The 26737-nt window shown below is 72.9% G+C and carries 26 protein-coding genes; 17 read left to right on the forward strand and 9 right to left on the reverse strand.

Annotated elements, in window-relative coordinates; translation table 11 throughout:
• Positions 1-126: 126 nt before the first annotated feature.
• On the forward strand, positions 127-819 hold the full coding sequence (locus tag RV983_RS18795; protein WP_475986918.1) for a DUF5819 family protein: 693 nt from the start codon (positions 127-129) through the stop codon (positions 817-819).
• On the forward strand, positions 819-2171 hold the full coding sequence (locus RV983_RS18800; protein ID WP_475990372.1) for an HTTM domain-containing protein: 1353 nt from the start codon (positions 819-821) through the stop codon (positions 2169-2171). The genes RV983_RS18795 and RV983_RS18800 overlap by 1 nt, the downstream gene beginning before the upstream one ends.
• On the opposite strand, the gene RV983_RS18805 is transcribed toward RV983_RS18800, so the two are convergent.
• From RV983_RS18805 to RV983_RS18815, 3 genes are all read right to left on the reverse strand, one after another.
• Positions 2152-2949, reverse strand: coding sequence for a TrmH family RNA methyltransferase (locus RV983_RS18805; RefSeq protein WP_475986919.1), 798 nt, complete (start codon positions 2947-2949; stop codon positions 2152-2154). The two genes, RV983_RS18800 and RV983_RS18805, sit on opposite strands and share 20 nt — an antisense overlap.
• A 22-nt stretch (positions 2950-2971) precedes the next feature.
• Entirely contained in the window at positions 2972-3889 is a 918-nt protein-coding gene (locus tag RV983_RS18810; protein ID WP_475986920.1) for a pyridoxamine 5'-phosphate oxidase family protein, read from the reverse strand.
• Between the two features lie 64 nt (positions 3890-3953).
• Complete coding sequence (locus tag RV983_RS18815; protein WP_475986921.1) at positions 3954-4415, reverse strand: VOC family protein; 462 nt, start codon at positions 4413-4415, stop codon at positions 3954-3956.
• Positions 4416-4536: 121 nt separating this feature from the next.
• Here RV983_RS18815 and RV983_RS18820 point away from each other — a divergent pair, with 121 nt between their 5' ends.
• Positions 4537-5100: a CGNR zinc finger domain-containing protein gene (locus tag RV983_RS18820; protein WP_475986922.1), complete on the forward strand. Its 564-nt coding sequence runs from the start codon at positions 4537-4539 to the stop codon at positions 5098-5100.
• Between the two features lie 39 nt (positions 5101-5139).
• Here the strand turns inward: RV983_RS18820 and paaN are convergent, their stop codons facing one another.
• A complete protein-coding gene (gene paaN, locus RV983_RS18825) occupies positions 5140-6816 on the reverse strand; it encodes a phenylacetic acid degradation protein PaaN (RefSeq protein ID WP_475986923.1) in 1677 nt (558 codons plus the stop codon).
• 134 nt (positions 6817-6950) lie between these two features.
• Here paaN and RV983_RS18830 point away from each other — a divergent pair, with 134 nt between their 5' ends.
• From RV983_RS18830 to RV983_RS18840, 3 genes are read left to right on the forward strand one after another with little or no spacing between them, the layout of a single operon-like run.
• On the forward strand, positions 6951-8486 hold the full coding sequence (locus RV983_RS18830; protein WP_475986924.1) for a 3-hydroxyacyl-CoA dehydrogenase: 1536 nt from the start codon (positions 6951-6953) through the stop codon (positions 8484-8486).
• A 2-nt stretch (positions 8487-8488) separates the two neighbouring features.
• Positions 8489-9133 (forward strand): TetR/AcrR family transcriptional regulator, encoded by a 645-nt coding sequence (locus RV983_RS18835; RefSeq protein WP_475986925.1) that lies wholly within the window; start codon positions 8489-8491, stop codon positions 9131-9133.
• Between the two features lie 42 nt (positions 9134-9175).
• On the forward strand, positions 9176-9907 hold the full coding sequence (locus tag RV983_RS18840) for an alpha/beta hydrolase family protein (protein WP_475986926.1): 732 nt from the start codon (positions 9176-9178) through the stop codon (positions 9905-9907).
• On the opposite strand, the gene RV983_RS18845 is transcribed toward RV983_RS18840, so the two are convergent.
• Positions 9904-10446, reverse strand: coding sequence for an Lrp/AsnC family transcriptional regulator (locus tag RV983_RS18845; protein WP_475986927.1), 543 nt, complete (start codon positions 10444-10446; stop codon positions 9904-9906). The genes RV983_RS18840 and RV983_RS18845 overlap by 4 nt on opposite strands.
• A gap of 151 nt (positions 10447-10597) precedes the next feature.
• Between RV983_RS18845 and pdhA the strand changes: the two genes are divergently transcribed.
• From pdhA to RV983_RS18890, 9 genes are all read left to right on the forward strand, one after another.
• Positions 10598-11698 carry a pyruvate dehydrogenase (acetyl-transferring) E1 component subunit alpha gene (gene pdhA / locus RV983_RS18850; protein ID WP_475990373.1) on the forward strand — a complete coding sequence of 367 codons (1101 nt, stop codon included), beginning with the start codon at positions 10598-10600 and terminating at the stop codon, positions 11696-11698.
• Complete coding sequence (locus RV983_RS18855; protein ID WP_475986928.1) at positions 11695-12717, forward strand: alpha-ketoacid dehydrogenase subunit beta; 1023 nt, start codon at positions 11695-11697, stop codon at positions 12715-12717. Before pdhA ends, RV983_RS18855 begins: the two co-directional genes overlap by 4 nt.
• Positions 12717-14054: a dihydrolipoamide acetyltransferase family protein gene (locus RV983_RS18860; RefSeq protein ID WP_475986929.1), complete on the forward strand. Its 1338-nt coding sequence runs from the start codon at positions 12717-12719 to the stop codon at positions 14052-14054. Before RV983_RS18855 ends, RV983_RS18860 begins: the two co-directional genes overlap by 1 nt.
• A 28-nt stretch (positions 14055-14082) precedes the next feature.
• Positions 14083-15015 (forward strand): NTP transferase domain-containing protein, encoded by a 933-nt coding sequence (locus RV983_RS18865; RefSeq protein ID WP_475986930.1) that lies wholly within the window; start codon positions 14083-14085, stop codon positions 15013-15015.
• Positions 15012-16508 carry a molybdopterin molybdotransferase MoeA gene (locus RV983_RS18870; RefSeq protein ID WP_475986931.1) on the forward strand — a complete coding sequence of 499 codons (1497 nt, stop codon included), beginning with the start codon at positions 15012-15014 and terminating at the stop codon, positions 16506-16508. Before RV983_RS18865 ends, RV983_RS18870 begins: the two co-directional genes overlap by 4 nt.
• A gap of 59 nt (positions 16509-16567) precedes the next feature.
• Positions 16568-17614, forward strand: a complete 1047-nt coding sequence (locus RV983_RS18875; protein ID WP_475990374.1) for a potassium channel family protein — start codon at positions 16568-16570, stop codon at positions 17612-17614.
• A 10-nt stretch (positions 17615-17624) separates the two neighbouring features.
• The gene (locus tag RV983_RS18880; RefSeq protein ID WP_475986932.1) at positions 17625-18596 is read left to right on the forward strand and encodes an NAD(P)H-quinone oxidoreductase; all 972 of its coding nucleotides are present in this window, start codon (positions 17625-17627) and stop codon (positions 18594-18596) included.
• Between the two features lie 51 nt (positions 18597-18647).
• Positions 18648-19010: a hypothetical protein gene (locus RV983_RS18885; protein WP_475986933.1), complete on the forward strand. Its 363-nt coding sequence runs from the start codon at positions 18648-18650 to the stop codon at positions 19008-19010.
• Positions 19011-19112: 102 nt separating this feature from the next.
• Positions 19113-19673, forward strand: coding sequence for a bacterial proteasome activator family protein (locus tag RV983_RS18890; protein ID WP_475986934.1), 561 nt, complete (start codon positions 19113-19115; stop codon positions 19671-19673).
• 158 nt (positions 19674-19831) lie between these two features.
• Here the strand turns inward: RV983_RS18890 and RV983_RS18895 are convergent, their stop codons facing one another.
• Positions 19832-21592 (reverse strand): Stk1 family PASTA domain-containing Ser/Thr kinase, encoded by a 1761-nt coding sequence (locus RV983_RS18895; protein WP_475986935.1) that lies wholly within the window; start codon positions 21590-21592, stop codon positions 19832-19834.
• 233 nt (positions 21593-21825) lie between these two features.
• Between RV983_RS18895 and RV983_RS18900 the strand changes: the two genes are divergently transcribed.
• On the forward strand, positions 21826-23463 hold the full coding sequence (locus tag RV983_RS18900; RefSeq protein WP_475986936.1) for a protein kinase domain-containing protein: 1638 nt from the start codon (positions 21826-21828) through the stop codon (positions 23461-23463).
• Here RV983_RS18900 and RV983_RS18905 read toward each other — a convergent pair.
• From RV983_RS18905 to RV983_RS18915, 3 genes are all read right to left on the reverse strand, one after another.
• On the reverse strand, positions 23453-24508 hold the full coding sequence (locus RV983_RS18905; RefSeq protein WP_475990375.1) for a phosphotransferase: 1056 nt from the start codon (positions 24506-24508) through the stop codon (positions 23453-23455). The genes RV983_RS18900 and RV983_RS18905 overlap by 11 nt on opposite strands.
• Positions 24502-24870, reverse strand: coding sequence for a pyridoxamine 5'-phosphate oxidase family protein (locus RV983_RS18910; protein WP_475986937.1), 369 nt, complete (start codon positions 24868-24870; stop codon positions 24502-24504). The genes RV983_RS18905 and RV983_RS18910 overlap by 7 nt, the downstream gene beginning before the upstream one ends.
• 73 nt (positions 24871-24943) lie before the next feature.
• The gene (locus RV983_RS18915) at positions 24944-25762 is read right to left on the reverse strand and encodes a carbon-nitrogen family hydrolase (RefSeq protein WP_475990376.1); all 819 of its coding nucleotides are present in this window, start codon (positions 25760-25762) and stop codon (positions 24944-24946) included.
• 131 nt (positions 25763-25893) lie between these two features.
• Here RV983_RS18915 and RV983_RS18920 point away from each other — a divergent pair, with 131 nt between their 5' ends.
• Positions 25894-26724 carry a maleylpyruvate isomerase family mycothiol-dependent enzyme gene (locus tag RV983_RS18920; RefSeq protein WP_475986938.1) on the forward strand — a complete coding sequence of 277 codons (831 nt, stop codon included), beginning with the start codon at positions 25894-25896 and terminating at the stop codon, positions 26722-26724.
• The last annotated feature ends 13 nt before the right edge of the window (positions 26725-26737 follow it).

Consider the following 26737-nt stretch of genomic DNA (forward strand, 5'->3'; position numbering starts at 1 on the left):
CCGGGATGGCTGTACCGCCGCCGTGTGGCATGAGTACCGTTCCGTGCTGAGTGAACCGAGCGGGACGCCGGACACACCGGATGCGCCGGGCATGTCGAAGCATGGGGAACAGGAGCGGGAACCACCATGGAGCCACCCGAAGGGCCCGGGGGAGCGACCGGGATATTCACGCTGTCGCGGCCCTCCCGGGTCGCCGTCGCGCTGGCGCTGGCAGCGGCGGTGGTCGGGGTCTGCGTGCACCTCCTCATGGTGTTCCTGCACGTCGCCCCGCAGAACACGCTCTCCAAGCAGCACGGCGACCTGGTCGGCGACTACGTCTACCCCGAGTTCGAGCAGAACTGGAAGCTCTTCGCGCCCAACCCGCTCCAGCAGAACATCCACGTCTGGGCGCGCGCCGGGGTCCGCAAGCCCGACGCCACGGAGGAGACCACCGGCTGGGTCGACCTCACGGCCATGGACATCGCCGCGATCCGGCACAACATCGCCCCGAGCCACACCGAGCAGAACGAGCTGCGCCGGGCCTGGACCTTCTACAGCACCACGCACGGCGACCAGAACAAGCCGATCGGCCTGCGCGGCGACCTCAGCCGGGAGTATCTGCAGCGGATCGTGGAGCGGCGGTTCGGCCCCCGGCTCAACGGCGGCGCCGTGGAACGGGTCCAGGTGCGCACCGGCACGACAGCGGTCGCGGCACCCGTCTGGAGCCCCGAGAACACCGACACACGCACCAGCTTCCAGGTGCTCCCGTGGTGGATCGCCACTCCGCAGGACCAGGCCCAGGCCCAGGCCGCCGCTGCGGGACAGGAGGACGCGTCGTGATCGAGCCCGTGAACACCCCGGAGCACTCCGACTCCTCCGTCTCCCCCTTGTCCTCCGCCACCTCGGCTCCTGCACCCGCCCCGGCCGTGGTTCCGTCGCCCTTCACGGGCCTGGCCACCGCGGCCGACCGCGGCCTGACGCGCGCCCTCGTCCGCGTCACCGGCACCGCCATCGGCCCGTACCAGAGCGCGGTCGTCCGGATCGGCATCTCGCTGACCTGGCTGCTCTTCCTGCTCCGCGAGTTCCCGCACCGCCACGAGCTCTACGGACCCGACGGCGTGTGGGGCTACGCCCAGGCGAGCCGGCTGATTGCGGACAACCACGCCTTCACCGTCCTGATGTGGAGCGACGGCAGGGTCTGGTTCGAGTTCGTCTACGCCGCCGCCATCGCCGCGAGCGCCATGCTGCTGCTGGGCTGGCGCACCCGGACCGCCTCGCTGCTGTTCATGGTCGGCGTGCTGTCACTGCAGAACCGCAGTGTGTTCATGGGGGACGGCGGCGACAACGTCGTCCACCTGATGGCGATCTACCTGGTCTTCACCCGCTGCGGCCAGGTGTGGTCGCTCGACGCCCGCCGTCGTGCGCGGAGCCGGGACGAGCGGGACGGTGACGGCACGGGGATCGCCCTGTGGGCCGCCCTGGGCCTGTTCCTCCTGATCGCCCAGCTGCTCGGCCGCACCGGTCTGACCTGGGTCGACGGGATGCTGCCGTGGCTCGGCTGGACGCCGTTCCTGTGGGGTGTGCTGCTGCTCCAGGCGGCGTGGTGGGGGGTGCGCCGCTATGCGCCCGGAGAGCCGCGCACGCTCCTCGACGTGTTCGCCAACATCACGCACAATGCGGCGATGCTGGTCGTCGTCGTCGAGGTGTGCCTGATCTACGCGACCGCCGGCTGGTACAAGATCCAGGGGTCGCGCTGGCAGGACGGCACCGCGCTGTACTACCCGCTTCACCTGGACGACTTCAGCCCCTGGCCGGAGCTGTCGCACGCCATGGCGAGCAGCGGCCTGATCGTCATGGTGATCACGTACGGGACGGTGATCGTCCAGGTCGCCTTCCCCTTCACCCTCTTCAACCGCCGGGTGAAGAACGCGCTGCTCGCGTTGATGATCGTCGAGCACGCCTCGATCGCCGTCGTCCTCGGTCTGCCGTTCTTCTCGATGGCGATGATCGCGGCCGACGCGGTCTTCCTGCCGACGGGCTTCCTGCGCTGGGCGGGCGACCGCGTGGCCCGGGTGGTGCGCCGCGGACCGGCCGGCCGCGGTGACGCCGGCGAGCGCCCCGTGGTGCCGGGACCCGGCTGGGAGCCGGCGCAGCCGGGCGCGGAGCCCGCGGCTACCGACCTGCCGGTGTGACGCCTGCGGTCTCGAAGGCCGTGTCCGGCAGCCAGTGGAACAGGGCCATGCCGACCGTGGTCGCGAGGTTGAAGCTGGAGACCTGGGGGCGCATCGGCACGGCCAGCAGCCGGCTGGCCCGCGCCCGCAGGTCCGGCGAGATCCCGTGCCGCTCCGAGCCGAAGGCCAGCAGCGCGTCGTCGGGAAGGGGCACGCGGCGGATGTCGTCGCCCTCGGGGTCCAGCACGTAGAGCGGGCCCGGGGGCAGCGCGTCGAGGGGCAGCCGCTCCACCGCGGTCGCGTAGTGCAGGCCCGCCCCGGCCCGGACGACATTCGGGTGCCAGGGGTCCAGGTCGTCGGGGCCGCCGACCGTGACGACGCCGGTGGCGCCGAAGCCGGCCGCGAGGCGGATGACGGCGCCGACGTTGCCGAGGTTGCGCGGGCCGTCGAGGACGACGACGGGAGCCCGGCGGGGCCGCTCGGACAGGATGCGCAGATTCGCCTCCCGGCCGGGGCGCGAGGCGAGGGCGGCGATGCCCGTCGGGTGGATCCGGGGCACCAGTTCGCGCAGGGCGGCGGCCGGGACCTCGACGGCCAGCGCGTCGACGGCCGGGGCGACGTCCTCGGCCAGATCGGCCGCCAGGGCCAGGACCGCGGCCTTGTCGGACGTGAGCACGGTGTGGATCCGGGCCCCGAAGCGCAGCGCGTGCTTCAGCGCGTGGAAGCCGTCCAGCAGGACGGCCCCCGGGGCGGCCTCCCGCCATTCCCGGGTGATCCGCCGGGTGTCGTCCGTGCTCATGGCCTCAGCCTAGGGGCAGCGCTCAGACGTCACGGACCGGCGGATTGGCCGGTGAGAACTCGGGGGCGCCCCAGCGCAGGGTGCTGAGGCCGGGCAGTTCGACCACCTCGGCGACGGTGAAGTCCACGCCGCGCCCGTCCTCGCCGTCGGGGTCGCGGTCCCATTCGACGCGCGCGGTGCCGGTCAGCATGAGGACGCCGCCGGTCCGCCAGTCGGGGAAGAGCAGACCGGTGGCGGGCCGGGTGGTGATGTTGCCCAGCGTCATGAACATCGAGTTGCCGCTGTAGTCCGGCCAGCGCAGCCGGTGGTCGTCCGTCACCTTCACGAAGCCGGGGTTGCCACCGCGATGGGAGGCGTCGGCGGCACCGTCGGGGCCCGCCGTCGCGACGAAGAAGGTGTCCGCGGCGCGGATCCGGTCCTGCTGGGCGGGGGTCAGCCTGGTGCCGTGCGTGGCCCTGCCGCCGGTGGCCGGGGGCAGCCCAGCGGCGTCCAGCTCCCGTCGCTGGATGTACTTGGGGCAGTTGGCGTACACCTGCTCGGCGCGGACCAGCAGGCCGTCGCCGTCCGGGCGGGCGTTGCCGTTGACCCGCATGCGGCGCCGGGTCTCCGGCTCGACGGCGATGAGCCCGACCCGGGCGGGACCGGACAGGGCCGCGGCCAGCGGGTCGTCGGGGTGCGGCCGGGCCGCGACGCTGAGCGTGTGCGTGTCGGGGGAGCGCACGAAGCCGGGCGGCCCGGTCAGCAGCGAGGCCCACAGCCGTCCCTGCGCGTCGGCGGCGCCGACGACGATCATCCGGCGCTGTTCCAGGAAGTCCGCGGCGACGGCCGGGACGTCGTCACGGATGCCGCGGCCCACATGGTCGGCGCGGACGAGGACGCCGGCGCGGGCCTGTACGGCCCGCTCGCCGGGGTGGTACGTGCTCACCGGGGCTGTCGCCATGGCGTGGAGTCCTTCCTGGGGTGGGCGGGCCGGATCGGGACGTATGCGTGCGCTCTCCGCGCGGTTAGAAGAATCCGCAGGTGGGGGCGGACGCGTGGGGTGCGGGGGCGGTGTCGGCGCCGGAGCCGGTGAAGATCTCCAGCCGGATGCCGTCCGGGTCGGAGAAGAAGATGCCGCCGGACGAGCCGCCCTCCCGGTGGGGGACCACGCCCTCGTGGGCGAAGGAGGCGCCGAGCCCGCGCAGTACGTCCTCGGCGGCGCGGACCTCGTCGACCGAGTCGACCTGGAAGGACAGGTGGTGAAGGCCCGGCCGGGAGGCGGCGAAGTCGCCCTCGCTCTGCTGCCACAGCGTCAGCACCAGGGTGCCTCCCAGGGACAGGAACGCCCAGCGGCGGTCCCCGTCCGACCCTTCGGCGGCCTCGAATCCGAAGACCTGCCGGTAGAACGCGACGGAGCGGTCGAGGTCCGTGACATTGAGGCCGACGTGGCCCGTGCGCAGGGTGGCGGGTGCGGCGGCTGTGGACATGGGGTGATGGCTCCCTCGGTCGTGGCGGCCCGACCTTCAGGCTAACCGTTGTTTACGAATGTAAGGGTTAGCCTGGGAGGAGTCAACCGGTATCAGACCCGGTAAGGGTTAGAGTGAGGCCATGTCGTCCGTGATCGATCCGCGCCCGCTGCTGGGTGAGCCCGTCTCGCTCGACCTCCTCAACACCCGGTGGATGGCCGGTGACGACGTACGGGACCTGCTGACCGGGCCTGGCGGCCTGACGGTCTGGCTGGAGGCGAACGGACTGGCGGGACGCTGTCCGGACGACGCGACGGCGCTGGAGTCCCTGCTCGCCGCCCGTGAGGCACTCGCGGTGGCGGTGCGTGATCCCGGGGCGCCGTCGCGGGAGGCGCTGGACGGGCTGAACGCCGTGCTCGCCCACGGCCGGGTCCGGCGTTTCGTCGGTCCCGACGGGCGTCCGGCGCAGGATGTCGAGACCGATCTCCCGGTCTGGCGTGCGCCGTGGATCGCCGTCGACGACTACCTGGGGCTGCTGGCCGCCGATCCGGCGCGGATCCGGGCCTGCGCCCACGACCGGTGCATCCTGCACTTCTTCGACACCTCGCAGAACCGCAGGCGCCGCTGGTGCTCCATGGCGGTGTGCGGTAACCGCGCGAAGGCGTCGCGGCACCACGCGCGCACAAAGGAGCCCCGTCCGGAGTGACAGGGCTCCTCCGGACGGGGCAGTGGTGGGGCTCGCGGATCAGGCGGGGCGGCGGACCTCGATGACCCGGAAGCGGTTCGCGACGAAGGCACCGTCGCACAGCGCGGCGTTGGCGGCCGGGTTGCCGCCCGAGCCGTGGAAGTCGGAGAAGGCGGCCGTCTGGTTGACGTACACCCCGCCGGTCAGGTTGAGGGAGAGCTGGGCGGCCTCCTCCAGGCAGACCTCCTCGGCCTTCCGCTCCACCTCGGGGGAGGTCGTGTACGCGCCGACGGTCATGGCGCCCTTCTCGCGGACGGTGCGCCGCAGGAGCTCCAGCGCGTCGTCCGTGGAGTCCATGGCCACGGCGAAGGACACCGGGCCGAAGCACTCCGACATGTAGGCGGCCTCGTCGTCCGGCTTGGCGCCGTCCAGCTTGACCATCAGCGGGGTGCGGACCACGGCGCCGGGGAACTCGGGGTTGGCGACCTCGCGCGAGGCGAGGGCGACCTCGCCGAGCGAGGCGGCGGCCTCCAGCCGGGCCTTCACGTCGGGGTTGACCAGGGCGCCGAGCAGAGCGTTGGCGCGGGCGTCGTCGCCGAGCAGACCGCTGACGGCCGCCGCGAGGTCGGCCGTCACCTCGTCGAAGCTCTTGTGCCCCGCGTCGGTCTGCACGCCGTCGCGGGGGATGAGCAGATTCTGCGGGGTGGTGCACATCTGGCCGCTGTAGAGCGACAGCGAGAAGGCCAGGTTGGACAGCAGGCCCTTGTAGTCGTCCGTGGAGTCGATCAGGACGGTGTTGACGCCGGCCTTCTCGGTGTAGACCTGCGCCTGGCGGGCGTTGGCCTCCAGCCAGTCACCGAAGGCGGTGGAGCCGGTGTAGTCGATGATGCGGATCTCCGGCCGCAGGGCGAGGGTCTTGGCGAGGCCCTCACCGGGGTGCTCGGCCGCCAGGCACACCAGGTTCGGGTCGAACCCGGTCTCGGCAAGCACCTCGCGCGCGATGCGCACGGTCAGCGCGAGCGGCAGCACGGCCCTCGGGTGCGGTTTGACCAGCACGGGGTTGCCGGTCGCCAGGGAGGCGAACAGGCCCGGGTAGCCGTTCCACGTCGGGAAGGTGTTGCAGCCGATCACGAGCGCGACGCCGCGCGGCACCGCCGTGAAGGCCTTGCGCAGGACCAGCGGGTCCCGCTTGCCCTGCGGCTTGGTCCACTCGGCCGCGCCGGGGATGCGCACCTGCTCGGCGTAGGCGTACGCGACGGCTTCCAGGCCGCGGTCCTGGGCGTGGGGGCCACCCGCCTGGAAGGCCATCATGAAGGCCTGGCCGGAGGTGTGCATGACCGCGTGGGCCATCTCCGTGGTGCGCGCGTTGATCCGCGCCAGGATCTCCAGGCAGACCAGGGCGCGCGTCTCGGGGCCCGCCTCGCGCCAGGCCGGCATGGCGGCCCGCATCGCGGGGAGCAGGACGTCCACATCGGGATGCGGGTACTCCGTGCCGAGCTCGATCCCGTACGGGGAGAGCTCGCCGCCGGTCCAGCCGTCGGTGCCGGGCTGCCCCAGGTCGAAGCGGGTGCCGTGGAGTGCGTCGAACGCGGCCTTGCCGGTCTCGGCGTCGGCGTATGCCTTGGGGTGCTCGGGGTACGGAGACCAGTACTCGCGAGTGCGGATGGCCTCGAGGGCCTTGTCGAGCGTCTCGCGATGCTTCTCGATCAGCGGGACAGCGGTGAGAACGGCAGCCATGGGGGCCAACTCCTCGTCGAGCTGGTGCTACGGGTGGGCAGGGTGCTGGCAACACGGCTAGATTAACCGAATGTTCGGTCGGGACAAGGGGGCCTGCCGAAGCTGTGGACAAGTGGCGAGGAGCAGAGGCGACGATGAGCGCTCTTGACCGATCCAGCACGATCGCGGTTGTCGGCACGGGCACCATGGGCCAGGGAATCGCCCAGGTGGCGCTGGTCGCGGGGCACGCGGTGCGGCTCTACGACGCCGGGCCGGGCCGCGCCGAGCAGGCCGAGCGGGCCATCGCGGACCGACTGGACCGGCTGGTGGAGAAGGGCCGCATGACCGCCGCGGAGCGCGACGCGGCACGCGGCCGGCTGGCCGCCGCGTCGGCGATCGAGGACCTGGCGGGCGTGTCGCTGGTCGTCGAGGCGATCCTGGAGGAGCTCGGCGCCAAGCAGCAGCTCTTCACCGCTCTGGAGAGCGTGGTCGCCGAGGACTGCCTGCTGGCCACCAACACCTCCTCCCTGTCGGTCACCGCGGTGGGCGGCGCCTTGCGCCGGCCGGGCCGTCTGGTGGGTCTGCACTTCTTCAACCCCGCTCCGCTGCTCCCCCTGGTGGAGGTGGTCTCCGGCGCCGCCACCGACGAGGCGGCCGCCCGGATCGCGTACGACACCGCCGCGGCGTGGGGCAAGACGCCGGTGCGCTGCACCGACACCCCCGGCTTCATCGTCAACCGTGTCGCGCGCCCCTTCTACGCCGAGGCGTTCCGCCTGTACGAGGAGCGGGCCGCGGACCCGGCCACCATTGACGCGGTGCTGCGGGAGAGCGGCGGCTTCCGCATGGGGCCCTTCGAACTGACCGACCTGATCGGCCAGGACGTGAACGAGGCCGTCACGCGGTCGGTGTGGGATTCCTTCTTCCAGGACCCGAGGTTCACCCCGTCCCTGGCGCAGCGCCGCCTGGTGGAGTCCGGGCGGCTGGGCCGCAAGGCGGGGCACGGCTGGTACGACCACACGCCGGGCGCGACGCCGCCCGCCCCCCACACGGCCGGGCCCGAGAAGCCGCCCTCCAAGGTGACCGTGCGCATCGGCGCGTCCGGGCCGGCCGCTCAGCTGCCCGCACTGATCGCGGAGGCGGGCATCGAGGTGGTGGCCGGCGACTTCTCCGATCCCTTTGACGCCTATGTGGAGCTGCCCGGGGGCGGGCAGCTCTACCTGGCCAACGGCGTCCCGGCCACGCCGGACCACCTGGAGACGGACGACGCCGGCGACTGGGTGCAGTTCGACCTGGCGCTGGACTACCGCGTCGCCACCCGCGTCGCCATCGCTCCGGCCGACACGGCCCGCCCGGAGACGGTGCGGGCCGCGATCGGGCTGTTCCAGGCGCTGGGCAAGACGGTCAGTGTCATCGACGACGCACCGGGCATGATCGTCAGCCGCACCGTGGCGATGCTCGTGGATTTCGCCGCCGAGGCGGTCGCCCGAGGTGTCGCCTCGCCGCAGGACATCGACGCCGCGATGCGGTTGGGCGTGAACTACCCGCGCGGACCGCTGGCGTGGGGGGACGAACTGGGCCTGGGGTGGGTCGCCGAGGTGCTGCACAATCTGCACCAGGCCTGTCCCACCGGCCGTTACGCGCCGTCCCGCCTGCTGAACCGCCGCGCGGCGGCCGAGGGGAGATTGCTCTAATCATGACCATGGCACAGCGCGACACCCCCGCCCCCAAACGGGACACCTACACCCCGGACTCGCTGCTCGCCGTCGCTGTGCAGATCTTCAACGACCGCGGCTACGACGGCACGTCCATGGAGCACCTGTCGCAGGCCGCGGGCATCTCGAAGTCATCGATCTACCACCATGTGCGCGGCAAGGAGGAACTGCTGCAACGGGCCGTCGGACGCGCCCTGGACGGCCTGTTCGGCATCCTTGAGGAGCCGGAGGCGGGGCGGGGGCGCGCTGTCGTGCGGCTGGAGTACGTCACGCGGCGCACCACCGAGGTGCTGATGACGGAGCTTCCCTACGTCACCCTGCTGCTGCGGGTGCGCGGCAACACCAAGACCGAGCGCTGGGCCATGGAGCGCCGCAGGGAGTTCGACCACCGGGTCGCCGATCTGCTGAAGGCCGCGGTGTCGGAGGGCGATCTGCGCGCGGACGTGGCGCCGAGGCTCGCCACCAGGCTGCTCTTCGGGATGATCAACTCCCTTGTCGAGTGGTACCGGCCGCACGTGCCCGGCGCCGGGACCGCGGGAGCCGAGGCGGAGGCGGCGGAGCAGGAGGACGCGGCGGTCGTGGACGCCGTGGTGCGTCTGGCGTTCGACGGGCTGCGGATATCTTGACGTTGGTCTAGTCCAACCCTCACGCTCGGAACCATGTCATTCATGGTCCGTGTCCGTGTGTGCGCCCCGCTGGCCGTCGTCCTGCTGCTCGCGGGGTGCGGGGGCGCAGGGCCCGAGAAGGCCGCCGCCGAGGCCACGCCGCCGGAGGACTTCGGGTGCCTCACCGCGGCCCAGGCGAAGGCCGGGAGCACTTCCTACGACGACACCGAGGGCAATCCGGTGGACGCCTGGCTCGGCGGCAAGGGCGACGCGGCCGTGCTGCTGATGCACCAGTCGGACGGTGACTTGTGCCAGTGGATGCCGCAGGCGGATCTGCTGGCCGCGGACGGCTACCGCGTCCTGGTCGTCGACTCCAACGGGAGCGAGGTACCCGAGGTCGTCGCGGGGGTGAAGCTGCTGCGCGCCAAGGGCGCACGGCACGTACTGCTCATGGGCGCGTCCAAGGGCGGCACGGGCGTCCTGGCGGGCGCCGTGGAGGCGAGCCCGCCGGTCGACGCCGTGGTCTCGCTGTCCGCCCCCGAGTACTACGGGGTGACGGACGCCGGTTCGGCGGTACCCCGGCTGACGGCTCCGGTGCTCTACATGGCCGCGGCGGGCGACACCGAGTTCGCCGAGGCCGGCAAGGCCCTGCACAAGGCGACGAAGAAGGCCCCGGAGAACCGGCTGGAGATCGTCGGCGGTCCCATGCACGGGGTCGGCATGCTGACCGACGACACCAACTGGGCCACCGTGACGGACTTCCTGGCGAAGTACGCGGGCGGGGGCGCCGGCTAGTCGGTCAGCACGCGGTCGGTCTCCTCGAAGACCAGCAGGGTGCGGCTGCTGAGCACCTCGGGCACCGCCTGGATCCGGGTGAGCACCAGCTCCCGCAGGCTGCGGTTGTCCGGGGTGTGCACGAGCATCAGCACGTCGAAGTCCCCGCTGACCAGGGCGATGTGCGCCACCCCCGGCAGCTCCAGCAACTTCTCTCGCACGGTGCGCCACGAGTTCTGGACGATCTTCAAAGTGATGTACGCGGACGCTCCCTGACCTGCCCGCTCGTGGTCGACGCGGGCGGTGAAGCCACGGATGACGCCGTCCTCGATGAGCCGGTTGATGCGGGCGTACGCGTTCGCCCGCGACACGTGGACCCGCTCGGCGACCGACCGTATCGACGCCCGGCCGTCCTCCTGCAGGTAGCGCAGGATCGCGCGGTCGATCGCGTCCAGCGGCCGGACCGCCGCGGCGGGGTCGGACGCCGCGGCCGGCTGGCCTTCGGGGGATGTCCCCCGAGAAATTTGGGAATCCGTCACGCCCCCGAGCCTCCCTAGCATGGACGTACTGGCTCCATCTCAGGCTGTGCAGAACCGTTTGTCCACAGGCGGAACACACCTGTAGCCAAAATGCCTCCGGCGACCGAACAATCGGTAGGGGGAGCGATACCCGTTGCCCCGATACGAACACGCCCACGAGGAGGTGCTCGCGATGACCGTCCTGGACCAGCCTGTCTGGCACCCCCGCACCGATCCGGCGCCGTTGCTGCCCGATGCCGAGCCGTACCGGCTGCTCGGCACCCCGGCGGCCGGCGCCCTCGATGCCGGACTTCTGACGTCGATGTACGGACAGCTGGTGCGCGGCCGCCGGTACAACCGGCAGGCCACCGCGCTGACGAAGCAGGGCCGGCTCGCCGTGTACCCCTCCAGCACCGGCCAGGAAGCCTGCGAGGTCGCGGCCGCGCTCGCCCTGGAGCCGCGGGACTGGCTGTTCCCCAGCTATCGCGACACCCTCGCCGCCGTCGCCCGCGGCGTCGACCCCGTTGAGGCCCTGACGCTGCTGCGCGGCGACTGGCACACCGGTTACGACCCGCACGCGCATCGCGTCGCCCCCCTCAGCACCCCGCTGGCCACCCAGCTCCCGCATGCGGCCGGCCTCGCGCACGCCGCCCGTCTCAAGGGCGACGACGTCGTGGCGCTCGCCATGGTCGGCGACGGCGGCACCAGCGAGGGCGACTTCCACGAGGCGCTCAATTTCGCCGCCGTCTGGCGCGCGCCCGTGGTGTTCTTCGTGCAGAACAACGGCTTCGCCATCTCGGTGCCCCTCGCCAAGCAGAGCGCCGCGCCCTCGCTGGCGCACAAGGCTGTCGGATACGGCATGCCCGGCCGCCTTGTGGACGGAAACGACATAGCCGCCGTGCACTCCGTGCTCGCCGAGGCCGTCGCCCGCGCCCGTGCGGGTGGCGGACCCACCCTGGTGGAGGCCGTCACCTACCGCATCGACGCCCACACCAACGCCGACGACGCCACGCGCTACCGCGAGGACGCCGAGGTCGAGGCCTGGCGCGAGCACGACCCGATCGCCCTGATCGAGCGCGAACTGCGCTCCCGTGACCTGCTCGACGACGCGCTGACCGCCCAGGCGGAGAAGGACGCCGAGGCCATGGCCGCCGATCTGCGAGAGCGCATGAACCAGGACCCGGTCCTGGACCCGATGGATCTGTTCGCCCACGTCTACGCCGAGCCCACCCCGCAGTTGCGGGAGCAGGCCGCGATGCTGCAGGCCGAGCTGGAGGCCGAGGCCCAGTCATGAGCACCGCAACCACGACCCCGGTCGCAGCCGCGCGCAAGCCCGCGACCATGGCGCAGGCCCTCAACCGGGCCCTGCGCGACGCCCTCGCCACGGACCCGGACGTCCATCTCTTCGGCGAGGACATCGGCACCCTCGGCGGCGTCTTCCGCATCACCGACGGCCTTGCCGCGGAGTTCGGTGACACCCGCTGCACCGACACCCCGCTCGCCGAGGCCGGCATCCTCGGCACGGCCGTCGGAATGGCGATGTACGGCATGCGCCCCGTCGTCGAGATGCAGTTCGACGCGTTCGCCTACCCCGCGTTCGAGCAGCTGGTCAGCCATGTCGCGCGGATGCGCAACCGCACGCGCGGCACGATGCCGCTGCCGATCACCATCCGCGTGCCCTACGGCGGCGGTATCGGCGGTGTGGAGCACCACAGCGACTCGTCCGAGGCGTACTACACCCACACACCCGGCCTGCACGTCGTCACCCCGGCCACCGTCGCCGACGCCTACGGCCTGCTGCGTGCGTCGATAGCCTCCGACGACCCGGTGATCTTCCTGGAGCCCAAGCGGCTGTACTGGTCCAAGGCCGACTGGTCGGCGGAGGCACCGGAGGAGGTGGCGCCGATCGGCAGGGCCGTGGTCCGGCGTCCCGGCCGTTCGGCGACGCTCATCACCTACGGTCCCTCGGTGCCGGTCTGCATGGAGGCAGCGGAGGCCGCCGTGCAGGAGGGCTGGGACCTGGAGGTCGTGGACCTGCGCAGCCTGGTGCCCTTCGACGACGAGACGGTGGCCGCGTCGGTGCGGCGCACCGGGCGCGCGGTGGTCGTCCAGGAGGCCTCCGGCTTCGGCGGCATCGGAGCGGAGATCGCCGCCCGGGTCACCGAGCGGTGCTTCCACCACCTGGAGGCCCCGGTCCTTCGGGTCGCCGGGTTCGACATCCCGTATCCGCCGCCGATGCTGGAGCGGCACCACCTGCCCGGTGTCGACCGCATCCTCGACACGGTCGGCCGGCTGCAGTGGGAAGGGGCGTGATGACCGTCGTCCGCGAGTTCCTGCTGCCCGATCTCGGAGAGGGCCTGACCGAGGCCGAGATCGTGCGGTGGATGGTGCGGGTCGGTGACGTCGTCGCCATCGACCAGCCGATCGTCGAGGTCGAGACGGCCAAGGCCGTGGTGGAGGTGCCGTGCCCCTACGGGGGAGTCGTCACCGCCCGCTTCGGCGAGGAGGGGGAGAGCCTCGACGTCGGGCGCCCGCTGATCACCGTCGCCGTGGAGTCCCGGTCCCAGGAGGACGCCGGCTCCGCCGGCGGGGCCCCGGCCGGCGGGGACTCCGGTTCCGGGAACGTCCTGGTCGGGTACGGGACGAGCGGTCCCGCGGCCCGGCGACGCCGGGTCCTCGCGACGGCCGCCCCGCGGTCTGCGCCGGTTGCCGGTCCCATTACCGCCCCCGCCCCCGCCCCGAGCCTTGCGGTGGACGGCCGGGTGACCGGACCGGTGGCGGTCATCTCGCCTCTGGTGCGGCGCATCGCCCGCGAGCACGGGCTCGATCTGCGCGTGTTGAAGGGGACCGGTCCCGACGGGCTGATCCTGCGCGCGGACGTCGAGCGCGCCATCACGGCGCTCGCCTCGGTCGCCGCCGTCTCCCCCGCACCGGTGACCGCGACCGCGGCGCCGGCCGCCGAGGGCACCCGCGTACCGCTCAAGGGCATCCGCGGAGCAGTCGCCGAGAAGCTCAGCCGCAGCCGCCGGGAGATCCCGGACGCCACGTGCTGGGTGGACGCCGACGCCACCGAACTGCTCGCGGCACGGGCCGCGATGAACGCTTCGGGCGGTCCGAAGGTGTCCGTCCTCGCCGTGCTGGCGCGGATCTGCACCGCGGCGCTCGCCCGCCATCCCGACCTCAACGCCACGGTGGACACCGAGCGCGGCGAGATCGTCCGGCTGCCCGCCGTGAACCTGGGCTTCGCCGCCCAGACCGACCGTGGCCTGGTCGTCCCCGTCGTCCGGGACGCGCACACACGCACCACGGACGGGCTCTCGGCGGAGATCGCCCGGCTCACCGAGGCCGCGCGGGCCGGCCGTCTGACCCCGGCCGAACTGACCGGCGGCACCTTCACGCTCAACAACTACGGCGTCTTCGGCGTCGACGGCTCCACGCCGATCATCAACCACCCCGAGGCCGCGATGCTGGGCGTCGGCCGCATAGCTCCCAAGCCGTGGGTGCACCAAGGGGAATTGGCGGTGCGTCAGGTCGTGCAACTGTCGTTCACCTTCGACCACCGGGTCTGCGACGGCGGCACCGCCGGCGGATTCCTGCGCTACGTGGCCGACTGCGTGGAGCAGCCGGCGGTCCTGCTGCGGGGGGTGTGAGCGGGTCTCGTTGGGCCATACTCCGGGCATGAGTTCGCAGCCGGGCGCCGCCGTGCGCCCCGACGGGTCCTTCGACGCGGTCGTCCTCGCCGGCGGTGCCGCACGGCGCCTCGGCGGGGCCGACAAGCCCGGACTGCCAGTCGCGGGGCGGGCGTTGATCGACAGGGTCCTGGACGCGTGCGCCGGTGCGGGCACGACGGTCGTCGTCGGCCCGCGCCGCGCCACCGCCCGCCCGGTCGTCTGGGCCCGTGAGGATCCGCCCGGCGGCGGCCCGTTGCCCGCCCTCGCGGCGGGACTGGGCGCGGGCGTGACCGCCGGCGTGGTGCTGGTGCTCGCCGCCGACCTGCCCTTCCTGTCCCCCGCGACGGTACGGGCGCTGCTCGCGGCGCTCGGCGACCGGGAGTCCGGGCAGGGGCATTACGGCGACCCGGGCGACGCGACGGTGTACGACGGCGTCGTTCTCACCGACCCGGACGGCCGCGACCAGCCGCTGGCGGCGGCGTACCGCACCGAGTCGCTGCGCCGTGAGATCGCTCTGCTCGCCGTGGAGCACGGCGGCCTGTCCGGCCTGCCGCTGCGCCTGCTCACCGCGGAACTGCGGCTGCGGCGGCTGGCCGACCCCACCGGCCTGGCCTCCTTCGACTGCGACACCTGGGACGACCTCTCCACAGCGAGGGCCCGCATCAGGGAGCATGGGACCGTGCTGGACGAATGGATTGCCACTGTCAAGGCGGAACTCGGCATCGACCTCGACGTCGACACCGGAGTGCTGCTGGATCTCGCGCGCGACGCCGCGCACGGAGTGGCCCGCCCCGCGGCGCCCCTCACCACCTTCCTGGTCGGATACGCGGCCGCCGCGGCCGGCGGCGGTGAGCAGGCCGTCGCCGAGGCCGCCCGGCGCGCGGCCGAGCTGGCCGGGCGCTGGGCGAAGGAGGCGGACGCCGGGGAAGCGGAGGCATGAGCGTTCCCGGCGCGCCCGACGGGACCCGCAGGCGGGACGGACGGAACACCCCGGACGGACGGAACACCCCGGGCGGACGGAACACCCCGGGCGGACGGAACACCCCGGACGGACGGGAGACCGCACCGCCGGCCGACCTCGCGGCCGCCGAGGCGGCGGTCGACGACGAGCTGGACCAGGCCCTCGCCCTCGCCAACGCGCGTCGCGGGCCCGTCCGGCACGCCGCGGCGACCCCGCGCCCGGACGCCGCGGCCCCGGCGCCCCACGCCCCCCAGGACACCGACATCCCGCATCCGCCGCACCGTTCCCAGGTCCACCACGACATCTCCTGGCCCGAGGCCCGCCGCATCGCCTCCGCGGCCGGTTCGCCCCTGCGGCGCGTCCTCAAGCCGCTCGGGCAGGCCCTCGGCTGCGCCCTTGCGGAGCCGTTGGCGGCCCTGACCGACCTGCCGTCCTTCGACACCTCCGCGATGGACGGCTGGGCCGTCGCGGGCCCGGGCCCCTGGCGGCCCGAGGGCCGGGTGCTGGCCGGCGAACGCGCCCTCGCCGCACTGCCGGACGGCCACGCGACCGGCATCGCCACCGGCGCGCTGCTCCCGGCAGGGACGACCGCCGTGCTGCGCAGCGAGTACAGCCGCATCGGCCCTGACGGCCTGCTGCACGCCACCCGGGGCGGCCCCGGCCCCGGGCAGGATGTGCGCCCGCGCGGCCAGGAGTGCCGCAGCGGCGACGAGTTGCTGGCCACCGGCGCCCTGGTCACGCCCGCCGTGCTGGGCCTGGCCGCCGCGGCAGGCTATGACGAACTGCCGGTGACGGTCCGCCCGACCGTCGAGATCCTCGTCATAGGCGACGAGTTGCTGGACCGCGGCCTGCCCGGCTCCGGCCGGGTGCGGGACGCGCTGGGCCCGTTCCTGCCCGCGTGGCTGGCCGCGCTGGGTGCCGATGTCATCGCGTCCCGCCGCTTGAAGGACGACGCCGGCCTGCTGCGGGAGGCCGTCACCGGGTCCGCCGCCGATCTGGTGGTCACCACCGGCGGGACGGCGGCCGGCCCGGTCGACTACCTGCACCCCGTGCTTTCGCGCATCGGCGCGCGGCTGCTCGTGGACGGTGTCGCCGTGCGACCGGGCCACCCCATGGTGCTCGCCGAACTTCCCGGCGAGGGAGGCCATTTGGTGGGCCTCCCGGGCAATCCGCTGGCGGCCGTCTCCGGGGTCCTCACGCTGATCGTGCCCCTGGTGCGCAGGCTGGCGGGCAGGCCGGCGCCGGTGCCCTCCGCGGCCCGCCTCACCGGCGACGTCCCCGGCCACCCCACGGGCACCCGGCTGGTGCCGGTGATCCTGGACGAGGAGTCGCAGGCGGTCCCGCTGCGCTTCAGCGGCCCGGCCATGCTGCGCGGCATCGCCACCGCCGACGGGATGGCCGTGATCCCGCCGGGCGGGGCCGCCAAGGGCGACACCACCGCCGTGCTGGAGACCGGCTGGGGACGCCTGTGAGGCCGGAGCCGGGCGGTTCGGGCCGCCTGCCCCGGCAGGCCGGGCCGGGACGGCAGGGCGTGCAGGGCCAGGACGGGGCGCAGTCCCTCCGGCTGCCGCACAGTGCCCCCCGCAGCCCGCTGAGGCAGGTCGCGCAGCGTCTCGTGTACGCGCTGGCCTGCCTGTTCGCCACCGTGGGCATCGTCTACGCCGACCGCGGCGGCTATCACGACAACGCGGGCGGCGCGATGTCGTTCCTCGACTGCCTGTACTACGCCACCGTCACCCTCTCGACCACCGGCTACGGCGACATCGTCCCCTACAGTGCGGGCGCCCGGCTGACCAATGTGCTGCTGGTGACGCCGCTGCGCGTGCTCTTCCTGATCATCCTGGTCGGCACCACGCTCGAAGTGCTCACCGAACGCACCCGTGAGCAGTACCGCCAACAGCGCTGGAGGTCCTCGGTGCGCGACCACACCGTCATCGTCGGATACGGCACCAAGGGCCGGTCCGCCGCCAGGACGCTGACCGGCCACGGCGTGCCCGCCAAGAACATCGTGGTCGTCGACCCCGAGCCCAAGGCGGTGGACGCCGCGGTGGCCGCCGGCTTCGTCGGCGTGACCGGCGACGGCACGCGCAACGGCGTCCTGATGCGGGCGGAGATCCAGCGCGCCAAGGAGCTCATCATCGCCGCGCAGCGCGACGACACCGCCGTCCTGGTCGCCCTGACGGCGCGTCAGCTCAATCCGCGGATAACCATCGTCGCCTCCGTGCGCGAGGAGGAGAACGCCCCGCTGCTGCGGCAGTCGGGGGCGGACGCCGTCGTCACCAGTTCCGCTGCGGCGGGGCGGCTGCTCGGAATGTCGATGCTCAGCCCCAGCGCCGGCGAGGTGATGGAGGAGCTGATCACCTACGGCAGCGGCCTGGACCTCATCGAGCGCCCTGTCACCAAGGCCGAGGCCGGGCGTTCCCCGCGGGAGATCGGCGACTTGGTGGTGGCCGTCAAGCGCGGCCACCGGCTGCTCGACCACGACGACTCCGAGGCGGCCGTGCTCCAGCTGACCGACCGGGTCATCGTTATCCACAGGGTGGACCGGCGGGACCCGATTCCGCCGGGTCAGCGGTAGCGTCGGCTTTATGCATGCGATCACGATCCCCGAACCCGGCGGCCCGGAAGCGCTTGTCTGGGCCGAGGTCCCCGATCCCGTACCGGCCGAGAACGAGGTGCTGGTCGAGGTGGCCGCCGGCGCCGTCAACCGCGCCGACCTGCTGCAACGGCAGGGCTTCTACGACCCGCCGCCCGGCGCGTCCCCCTATCCCGGCCTGGAGTGCTCGGGCCGGGTCGCCGCGCTCGGCCCCGGCGTCACCGGCTGGGCCGTGGGCGACGAGGTCTGCGCGCTGCTGGCCGGCGGCGGCTATGCCGAGAAGGTCGCCGTGCCGGTGGGCCAGCTGCTGCCCGTCCCCAAGGGGGTGTCGCTCGTGGCCGCGGCCGCCCTGCCGGAGGTCGTGTGCACGGTGTGGTCGAACGTCTTCATGGTGGCCCACCTGCGTCCGGGCGAGACGCTGCTCGTGCACGGCGGCTCCAGCGGCATCGGCACCATGGCGATCCAGCTGGCCAAGGCCGTGGGCGCCAAGGTCGCCGTCACGGCCGGAAGCGCGGGGAAGCTGGAACGCTGCCGTGAGCTGGGCGCGGACCTGGGAATCGACTACCACGACCAGGATTTCGTGCCGGCCGTCCGGGACATGTTCGGCGGCGCGGACGTCATCCTCGACATCATGGGCGCCAAGTACCTCGACCGGAACATCGACGCCCTCGCGGTGAACGGCCGGCTTGCCGTCATCGGCCTGCAGGGCGGCGCCCAGGGGCAGCTCAACCTCGGCAAGCTGCTCGCCAAGCGGGCCGCGGTCACGGCGACCTCGCTGCGCGGGCGCCCGCTGGAGGAGAAGACGGCGATCGTCGCCGCCGTCCGCGAGCACGTGTGGCCGCTGCTGGAGGCGGGCACGGTGGTTCCGGTCGTGGACCGCAGCTACCCCATGGAGCAGGCCGCGCAGGCGCACCGCGTGGTCGAGGAGAGCTCCCACGTGGGCAAGGTCCTTCTGACGGTCTAGGCAACCGGTCCACGGGGTGCCCGGCCCCATCCCCCGTGTGACGCTGGGCGCATGGACTGGCGACGTGCGGTGGCGGCCGCCTCCGCGGTCGTGGCAGGGCTCGGCGTCACCGGGGCCGCGGCGCCCGGCCCCGGGCACGGGCCGAGCGCCTCGCCCACGGCAGGGCCGGCCGGGAGCGTGCCCGGCGAGGGTCGGCGGCATCCCGGCCGCCCGGAGGGGCCGCCGGCCGAGCCGACCGAGCAGCCGGTGTCGCAGGGGCCGCGGCAGGTCTTCGACGACGGGCAGCCCTCGGGTCCCGAGGCGGTGCCGAGCCCCTCGGGGCGGGTGCTGGAGGTGCTGCCGCTGGGCGCAGGACTGCTCCTGATCGGCCTGGGCCTGGGCTTCCTCGGGTGGCGGCTGCGGCGCGGCGGCTGAGTTCCGCCGTCGCCCTTCCGGCTTTGGTGCCTCCCGCTGGGGTAACGCGTGCTTTCAGGGGGGAGAAAACCTTCGCAAGCGCCGGTGCGCGACAATGGCGGCATGGAGATGCCGATGAACGAACGGTCGCAGGAGAGCCCGCAGGTCCTGGTCGTCGGCCCGGACGGAATGGCCCTCGGCGGCGGACACGCCGGACGCGCCGGAGAAGGCGACGAGCAGCGCGAGGTCCCTGTGACGGAGATGGTCGAACAGCCCGCGAAGGTCATGCGGATCGGCAGCATGATCAAGCAGCTTCTGGAGGAGGTCAAGGCGGCGCCGCTGGACGAGGCCAGCCGGGCCCGCCTGAAGGAGATCCACCACAGCTCCGTCAAGGAGCTGGAGGCGGGGCTGGCCCCCGAGCTGGTCGAGGAACTGGAGCGGCTGTCGCTGCCCTTCGCCGAGGACGGTATCCCGAGCGACGCCGAGCTGCGGATCGCGCAGGCGCAGCTGGTGGGCTGGCTGGAGGGCCTCTTCCACGGCATCCAGACGGCACTGTTCGCGCAGCAGATGGCGGCCCGCGCCCAGCTGGAGCAGATGCGTCGCGCGCTGCCGCCCGGTGCCGTCCACGAGGGCGACGAGGACGGGCACCTGCCCGGCGGCGCCCGCTCGGGTCCGTACCTGTAGGGAGCACGGCCGGTGCGCGGGCGGCCGTCCGCGCCCTGCCGGCCGAGCCACCTCCGTACCGGTAGGTACAGGGCGGCGGGTACCGGAGGCCGCGTTCCCCCGCCCGGTCCGGCGTCGCCGGGGGGTCGTGCCGGGGGTCGTGCCCGCAGCCGCCCGGCTCAGCCGCTCTCGCCGGTCGAGACCCAGATGGTGACGGTGTCCCCGGCATTGAGCGGGTCGTAGCGCTTGGGCTCCTGGTCGATGACCGCGCCCTTGCCGTAGACCTGCTCGTTGCGGTACTTGACCTGGTACTTCCAGCCCGCTTCCGTCATGCAGGCCTTCACCGAGTCCACGTACTTGGTGAAGAAGTCCGGCATGATCACCGAGTTGTCGTCCTGGTAGTTCTTGGTGGCCTCGGTGCAGCGCGCGGCGTCGATGGTCCGGCTCTGGTCGGCCTGGCTGACGCCCGGCGCGGGCTGGTCGTCGCCGGAGGACCCGGAGGACCCGGAGGACCGCGAGGGATCCCGCCCGCCGGCCAGGTCCGTCGGAGGTGCGCTCGTCCGGGAGTCGGACGTCGGTGTGCGGCCCTCGGCGCCGGTGGTGGTGCCGTCGTCGTTGCCCTTGTTCAGCGACAAGGCGATGGCCACGACCACGACGATCGCGATGACCGCGACCGTTGCGCCGATCGCGACGACCGCCGTCGACCCCCCGCCGCCCCGGCGGCCGCCCCCGGAGGACTGGTTCGGCTGCAGCGGGTACGGGGTGGTGGAGTGCTGGGCGGGGTGCGGGTGCCCACCGTTCTGCGGGTAGCCGTACGCGGGCCGGGCGCCGGGCGGCGGGGTCTGTGCCGCCTGGCCCCAGCCGCCCTGCGCCTGCCGCGGTGCCGCGTACGGCGCGGGCGGGTTCTGGGGGTGCTGCGACGGGTACGGCTGGTGCACGGGGGGCTGCGGGGTCCGCAGATCACCCTGGACCGGCGGGAAGACCGCCTGCGAGACCGCCTCGCCGCGGCCGCGGGCCCGCGGGCCCTCTCCTATGATCAGCGGCGTCGTGCCGGCGCCCCGCTCGGGCGCGGCCACGCGGTCCGCCTCGGCCTTCATCGCGTCGGCGGTGGGGAAGCGCTCTGCCGGGTTCTTCCGCAGGGCGCGGGCGACGAGCGCGTCCACGCCGGGCCGCACCGCCCGGTTGAGGCCGGAAGGGGCCGGCGGCATCTCCTGGACGTGCTGGTAGGCGATGGACAGCGGGGAGTCCCCGTCGAAGGGCAGCCGCCCGGTGAGCAGTTCGAAGAGCATGCAGCCCACCGAGTACAGGTCGGAGCGCTCGTCCACGCCCCGGCCCAGCGCCTGCTCGGGCGACAGGTACTGCGGGGTGCCGACGACCATGCCGGTCTGCGTCATCGACGTGACGCCGGACTGCATCGCACGGGCGATGCCGAAGTCCATCACCTTGACGACGCCGCGGCGGGTCAGCATCACGTTGCCCGGCTTGATGTCGCGGTGCACCAGGCCCACGCTGTGGCTCTCCGAGAGCGCCGCCAGCACGTCGGAGACGATCTTCAGGGCCTTCTCCGTCGGCATCGCGCCGAACTGCGCGATGTCCTCGTCGAGCACCGTGCGCAGCGGCTTTCCCTCGACGTACTCCATGACGATGTACGGCACCACGGCGCCGTCGACGATGTCCTCGCCGGAGTCGAAGACCGAGACGATGTTGGTGTGGTTGAGCTTCGCGACGGCCTGGGCCTCGCGCCGGAACCGCTCCCGGAAGGACTGCTCGCGGCCGAGGTCGGTGTGCAGGGTCTTGACGGCCACGGGGCGGTCGAGCACGGTGTCATGGGCCAGGTGCACTGAGGCCATTCCCCCCTGGCCCAGCAGGTCGCGCAGCACGTAGCGGCCACCGCCGACCGAACGCCCCGCATGAGTGCCCTGCGCGCCGTCCCCGCCCATACGTACCCGTCCCCTTGAACGTTCCCCCCGAGCGCACCAGGCGCACAGGAAACTTGTCCCGACCCTGACCGCCCAGTCTGCCCGACCCCCTACTCAGGTCAAGTTCGTTGACCTGTTCGTCACCGGATGCGTATGAATCCCTTCATGAGTGGCTCAGCCACACGGCCGCGGCGGAACGCGGTAGCGTGGTGCGCCGGAGGACCCTGTACGGCGACGATCGACGGCGAGGACTGATGGCACAGACGACAGCCGCCGGCGGCACCGACGAGCCCTCTGCCGGTGGTGCGGGTGTGCCCGACTCACCGGAGCAGTGGGGCGCCTCGGGGCTGGTGGGTGACGGCCGTTACCGGCTGACCCGGCGGCTGGGCCGCGGCGGCATGGCGGAGGTCTTCGCCGCCGAGGACGTACGGCTCGGGCGGACGGTGGCGGTGAAGCTGCTGCGCCCGGACCTGGCGGAGGACCCGGTCTCCAAGGCCCGCTTCACGCGCGAGGCGCAGTCCGTCGCGGGGCTCAACCACCACGCGGTGGTGGCGGTCTACGACACCGGCGAGGACGTCACGCCGAGCGGCGCCGTCCCGTACATCGTCATGGAGCTGGTCGAGGGCAAGACCATCCGCGACCTGCTGATCGGCTCGGACGAGCCGCCGCCGGTGGACCAGGCGTTGATCATCGTCTCGGGCGTGCTGGAGGCGCTGGCCTACAGCCACGCGCACGGCATCGTGCACCGGGACATCAAGCCCGCGAACGTGATCATCGCCAGCACCGGCGCGGTGAAGGTGATGGACTTCGGCATCGCGCGGGCGCTGCACGGCGCCTCCACCACGATGACGCAGACCGGCATGGTCATGGGTACCCCGCAGTACCTGTCGCCTGAGCAGGCGCTCGGCAAGACCGTCGACGCGCGCTCCGACCTGTACGCGACGGGCTGCCTGCTGTACGAACTCCTCGCGCTGCGCCCGCCGTTCACCGGTGAGACCCCGCTGTCGGTGGTCTACCAGCATGTGCAGGACGAGGCGCGTCCGCCGTCGCAGGCCAGCGACCGCGTGCCGCCGGAGCTGGACGGCCTGGTGCTGCACGCGCTCGCCAAGCATCCCGACGACCGTTTCCAGACCGCCGAGGAGATGCGCGGCGTCGTCCAGTACGCACTGGGCATGATCCACGAGCGCGGCGGCCACACGGGCACCTGGGACACCGGTTTCGTGCCGGCGCACAACGGGGGTTCGACGCCGGCGATGGGCATGCCGGGCCAGTACGCCCAGCCGCACCCGGAGCACACCATCGCCGAGTTCCAGCCCCCGCTGCTGCTCGGCCCGCCCGGGGGCGACGGCGGCGATCACGGCGACCACTCCTACGGCGACCCCCGGCCGCCCGGCGGGGGCGACGACAACCGCTGGGTGAAACCCGCCCTGTTCGTGATCGCGGCCGTGCTCGCGGTCGCGCTCGGCATCTACTTCGCGGTCTCCCACTCCGGTGGCGGGGGCAAGCTCCCGTCCCACGACGTGACACCGACGCAGTCGCAGACCACGCAGCAGTCCTCGCAGCCGACCGAGAAGACCACGCAGGGCGGCAGCACGCAGGACACCACCGGCACGATCTCCGGCCGGCCGACGGAGAGTTCGAAGCCGGCGCACTCCTCGACGCCGTCGTACCAGCCCACGCCGACCCAGCCGACCACGACCGTGCCCACCGCCCCGGCCACCTCGGCGCCGCCCAGCACGACGCCCAGCGCGCCCGCCACGGGCGACACCAGCGAGGGCGGCAACGGCGAAACGACCGGTGGCGATGGCGGTACCGCAGGCAACGGCGGCACCGGCAGCAATGCCGGTACCGGTGTGGCCGCGGGCGCCGAGACCGGCGGCGTCACTCCGTGAAGGCGTCCATGACGGCCTCGTACGCCCCGGTCCACCAGACGACCAGGGCGGACGAGGCCGGGAAGAGCGGGTCGGCGCGCCGGTCGTCGCGCAGGTAGCGCCAGCTCAGCATCCAGAAGTCGTTGAGCCGTTCCCACCACACGCGGTGCACGGCGGCGGCGAGTTCGGCCTCCGGGACGGCGGCGGCGCGGCGGTAGGCGCGCGCGTAGGCGCGGATCTTGTCCAGTTCCAGGGTGCCGCCGGGCGTGACGAAGAAGATGGCCGCGGCCCGTACGGCCTCCTCCGCGCGAGGCTGCACGCCGAGCCGGTCCCAGTCGACGATGGCGACGGGTTCGTCCTCGCGGTAGAGCAGGTTCAGCGGGTGGAAGTCGCCGTGCACCCAGCCGGTGACGGGTTCGGCCGCGTCGGGTTCCGGCGGGCGCCGGTGGGCGTGCCGGTCGAGCATCGCGCGCCGTTCCACCAACCGGTACTCGGCGAGTTCGTCGAAGGCCTCGCGCGGCGCCTGTTCGCGCACCCGCCGCAGCAGCGTCCCGATGAGGGCGTAGGTGTCCTGCGGGTCGGCGCCCGCGTGGCCGCCCGGCGGGCGGCCGGGCTCCTCGCCGGGGGCGGGCTGCACCTGTGCGAGCAGGGTGTGGACGAGGCCGAGCAGTGCGCCGAGGCGCCGGGACTCGGCGGTGGTCAGTTCGCTGCCCTCGCGGTGCCGGCCCTCGACCCAGGGGTAGAGGGCGAAGCGGCGTCCGTCGAGTTCGGCGACGGTGCGGCCGTCGGAGTCGGGCAGCGGCGGGGCGACGGGCAGGCCGAGCGCGCCGAGGCGCTGGGTGGCGCGGTGCTGGCGGGCGATGACCGCGGAGTCGGCGGTGGCGGGTTCGACGTACAGCTTGAGGAAGAAGCTGCCGCGGGTGGTGGCCAGCCGGAATCCCCTGTTGAGCAGGCCCTGGGCCACGGGTTCGCAGGACAGCGGATCGCCGGCGTCGGCGTATCGGCGCAGCAGGGCGTGCAGGGTCCCGCCGGAGGGCGGCGCCGTCGCCGTACTCCCGATCACCAGGCAGATGCTAGATCATTTCGGTGGTGGACTCGCGGGTCGAGGCGTACGTACACATAGCCCGGTGACGGGGTTGTATCGTTTCGAGTTTCTGTGCCGAACAGCGCCCGCTGCTCCTCCGAGGGCTCGAAGGCCCGTGCCGTCCCGAGGAACTGCACCGCCCACCCGGCCTCCACGTCGTCCGCCTGGTAGGCGACGACGGTGCCGTCCACGCCCCAGGCGCGGCGGGTGCGGATCAGCACGGCGCCGTCGTGGACGACGTGCCGTGCGACGGCGATGTACGGCAACGCCCGGCGGGTCAGCGCCAGCCGCCCGTACCGGGCCTTTCCCAGCAAGGCCAGCGCGGCGTGCCCCTCGAACTCCATGGCTCCCACCTTGCCGGGGCGGTGGGCCGTGAGCGCAGAGCACTCCGCCCCGAGCTGCGGGGCCGATGGTCCCTTACCGGTCGGAATCGGGCGAGGGGATGCCCGTCATGCCGGGAATGCCGAGTACGCGGTCGCGCAGTACCGGGAAGTCGGCGCGGGTCTTGGCGACGAGGCCGGGGTCGAGGTCGACGGTGAGTACTTCCTCGGCCGCGCCCGCCTCGGCGAGGACGGTGCCCCAGGGGTCGACGACCAGGCTGTGTGCGGCGAGCTCGACGCCCGCGTGCGTTCCGGCGGTGCCGCAGGCCAGGACGTAGGCCTGCGACTCCACGGCCCGGGCCCGGGCGAGCAGGGTCCAGTGCTCGCGGCGCCGCGCGGGCCAGCCGGCGGGCAGCACGAGGAGTTCCGCGCCCGCGTCGACCAGCAGCCGGAACTGCTCGGGGAAGCGCAGGTCGTAGCAGGTGGCGAGGCCCACACCCACGCCCTGGACCCCGGTGGTCACGATCCGGTCGCCGCCGCTCATGAGCACGGCTTCGCCGCGGTCGAAGCCGAAGCGGTGGATCTTGCGGTACGTCGCCCGCAGTTCGCCGTCCGGGGAGAAGAGCAGGGAGGTGTTGTAGAGGGAGCCGTCGGTCGTCCGTTCGACGATCGAGCCCGCGTGCAGCCAGACGCCCGCGTCGAGCGCGGCGGCGCTCATGACCTCGGAGGTGGGCCCGTCCAGCGGTTCGGCCTCGGCCTCGAAGAGGTCGGCGGCGAAGGCGCCGACCGGCCAGAGTTCGGGCAGCACGACGAGGTCGGAGCCGGCCCGGTCCCGGACGAGCGCGGCGGCGCGTTCGCGCCGGGCGTGCACCTGTTCCGCCGGGTCGACGTCGATCTGGATCAGGGAAACGCGCACCGTACCACCGCCCATGAGTCGGGACATCCTGCCGGGCCTACGATCGTCACACGAAAGCACTCCCGTGGTGTCACTGCGCAGCGTAATTTAAGGCGCACACCACGACCGCGCACCGACCGTCGAGGGGTCCCGTGACCGGCACCGTCCACAGCCAGCTCCAGCCGTACATCGACGCCTGGACCCACTCCATAGAATCCATCGCCGAGTTGGTCCGCCCCGTTCCGGCGGGTGCATGGAACCGGCCGACCGAGTGCCCCTACTGGTCCGTCCGTGACGTTGTGTCACACGTGATCGGTTTTGAATGCGAACTGCTCGGCGATCCTCGCCCGATCCACACACTTCCGAGCGATCTGCGTCACATGACGTCAGAGTACGCCCGCTATGTGGAGGTGCCGGTCGACAAGCGTCGCCACCACACCCCGCCCGAGGTGTTCGGGGAGCTCGACTACACGATCATCCGCCGGGCCCGCCAGTTGCGGAACGAGACCCGCGGCTTGCAGAACACCGTCCGCGGTCCGATGGGCAAGGAGATGACCCTCGAAGAGCTGCTGAAGTGGCGGATCTTCGACGTCTGGGTGCACGAGCAGGACCTGCGCCGCGCGCTGGGCGAGCCGGGCAACCTGGACTCGCCCGCCGCGGCCTACGCCCGCGACTGGATCCTGGCCGAACTGCCGCGGGTCGTCGCCGAGCGGGCGGCCGCCCCGGCCGGTTCCGCGGTCGTCTTCGACGTCCACGGGGAGCAGGAGTTCATGCGCACCGTCCGGGTCGGCGCCGACGGCACGGGCTCGATCGACGGCAGCGTCTCCCTGGGACCCGCGGTCACACTGACCCTGGACTGGGAGACCTTCGTCCGGCTGACCTGCGGCCGTACCCGGGCGAAGGCGGTCGAGGACCGGATGAAGATCGAGGGCGACCAAGAGCTGGCCGAGGCGATCCTCGCCAACATCGCGGTCACGCAGTGAGCCGGTAGGGAGC

The organism is Streptomyces sp. RLA123, from assembly GCF_056270165.1.